General features: G+C 48.7%; 2 protein-coding genes. Both read left to right on the top strand.

What is annotated here, in order from left to right; genetic code table 11:
* On the top strand, nt 1-337 hold a 337-nt coding region (locus ACR0P9_RS11120; RefSeq protein ID WP_432620140.1), incomplete at its 5' end, for an HAD hydrolase-like protein.
* Nucleotides 338-796: 459 nt separating this feature from the next.
* The coding region (gene nrdD, locus ACR0P9_RS11115; protein WP_432620138.1) for an anaerobic ribonucleoside-triphosphate reductase at nt 797-2,394 on the top strand (1,598 nt) is incomplete at its 3' end.

The following is a 2,394-nucleotide window of genomic DNA, read 5'->3' as shown; positions in this document are numbered from 1 at the left end:
TGCCACGGATCACACGTTAGTCGAAGCGGCATTGCGTCGTGTCGGGGTGTTGGATTATTTCTCGTTTATTTTGACCTGCGGTGATTTACAGACGAGCAAAAATCTGCCATATATCTTTGATACCTGCACAGAGCGATTGGGAACGGACAAGCGCACGACGGCAGTATTTGAGGACAGCCTGCATTGTGTCATTACCGCGTCCGGTGCAGGGTATCCGGTAGTCGGCGTGTATGATGAATCGGCGAAAACCGAGACCGAAGAGATTCGCCGTCTCAGCCGATGCTTCCTCTATAACTGGAAAGAATTGGATTTTGACCGCTTAGAGCAGAGTCTATGACTGGACACATACACCACAACATGTAGTGGTGTATGGATAGAGGGATAACAAAATAAAAAATTTTTTTCTTGCGGGATTTGAAACGTTTTGCAAGAAATGAACGGGTGTGGAAAACTTGGCATCTGTGCGAAAATAAAGTTGAGAGATTCCCGTATCTCGGAGCGATTCGCTGCTTTACCATCGGGAATTCTTCGGAGCGGCATGGGAAATTCTGTGGAAAACTATTTCTCATGCCGCTGCAGCAATCCGGGGGAAAAGTAAAAAATAGGAATGATTCCTGCAAGATTGCACCTACCACAAGAGCCGGGCGGGCTATTGACATCTGCCGATTGGCGTATTAAAATATGAGACAGTTCCAGTCAGACGGAACACAAGATATAGTATGTATGGGAAATAATATGTGTATATTTTGTGTTTTTTCTGACGGAAGAATATGAAGAAACCAGAGGTGCGGCGGCGATGATAAAGCAGATTGAAAAACGAGACGGCAGATGTGTGTTCTTTGATGTGACAAAGATTGCCAATGCTATCTACAAGGCTGCGGAGACATCCGGAGGACATGACTACCAGATGGCAATGCGTCTGGCGTTGGATGCAGCGGATTATATCGAGGCACACAGCCCGACAGACACGCCGACCGTAGAATATGTACAGGATGCCGTGGAAAAGATCCTGATTGAACAGGGACACGCGAAAACGGCAAAGGCATATATCCTGTACCGCAAGGAGCGTTCGCGTCAGCGTGAGATGAATACCGGACTCATGAAGATCTATGAAGATTTGACTTTCAAGTCCGCCGTGGAAAATGACATCAAACGCGAAAATGCCAATATCGACGGCGACACCGCCATGGGTACGATGCTAAAATACGGCTCGGAGGGCGCAAAGCGATTTAACGAGATGTTCTTGCTCGAGCCGCGCATAGCAAAGGCACATCGAGAAGGCGATATTCACATTCATGACTTTGATTTTTACACGCTGACGACGACTTGTACGCAGATTGACTTACTCAAGCTGTTTCGCGGCGGTTTTTCCACTGGTCATGGATTTCTGCGTGAACCGAATGACATTCGCAGCTATTCTGCGCTTGCCTGCATTGCGATTCAATCGAACCAGAACGACCAGCATGGCGGTCAGAGTGTGCCGAATTTCGATTACAGCATGGCACCCGGCGTAAAAAAGACGTATTGGCACAACTATCGCGATAATCTGGCAAAGGCACTTGAAGCGTTTGATCTGGAAGAAGAAGGTTTGGAACCAGCAAAGGCATTGATTGCTTCATGCGGCAAAAAGCCGGTGCTGGCAGATAATAACGGCGTCACAGAGACCATTCGTGCTCGACTCATCGAACGTGGTGCAGAAAAAGAAATTGCAGATCGTGTGATGGCATTTACCGTCAAGTATGCACGCAAGGAGACAGAGCGCGGAACTTATCAGGCGATGGAAGCACTGGTACACAATCTCAATACCATGCATTCGCGCGCCGGTGCGCAGATTCCGTTCTCTTCGCTCAATTATGGCACGGATACCTCTCCGGAGGGTCGATTAGTCATGAAGAGCTTGCTGCTGGCAACAGAGGCAGGTCTGGGCAATGGCGAGACCTCTATTTTCCCGATTCATATTTTTAAGGTCAAAGAGGGCGTCAATTACAATCCGGGCGATCCGAACTATGATTTGTTCAAGCTGGCTATGCGTGTTTCTGCCAAGCGGCTGTTCCCAAACTTCTCGTTTATTGATGCGCCGTTTAATATCCAGTATTATAAGCCGGGACATCCGGAGACTGAGGCGGCATATATGGGATGCCGTACCCGCGTGGCTGGCAATGTCTATGACCCGTCCCGCGAGATTGTAAACGGCCGCGGCAATTTGAGCTTTACCTCAATCAATCTGCCGCGTCTGGCGATCAAGGCAAAGGGAAATACAGAGGTGTTCTTCCGTTCGCTGGATGATATGCTGGATCTTGTGGTCGATCAGCTGCTGGCTCGATTCAAAATTCAGTCGGAGAAGCGTGTGCGCAATTATCCGTTCCTGATGGGACAGGGTATCTGGCTGGATTC

This window comes from Butyricicoccus sp., assembly GCF_050872565.1.
In the GTDB taxonomy this organism is placed as follows: domain Bacteria; phylum Bacillota; class Clostridia; order Oscillospirales; family Butyricicoccaceae; genus Butyricicoccus_A.
The sequence above is the reverse complement of the archived record's forward strand: the minus strand, read 5'-3'. Positions and strand labels throughout refer to the sequence as shown.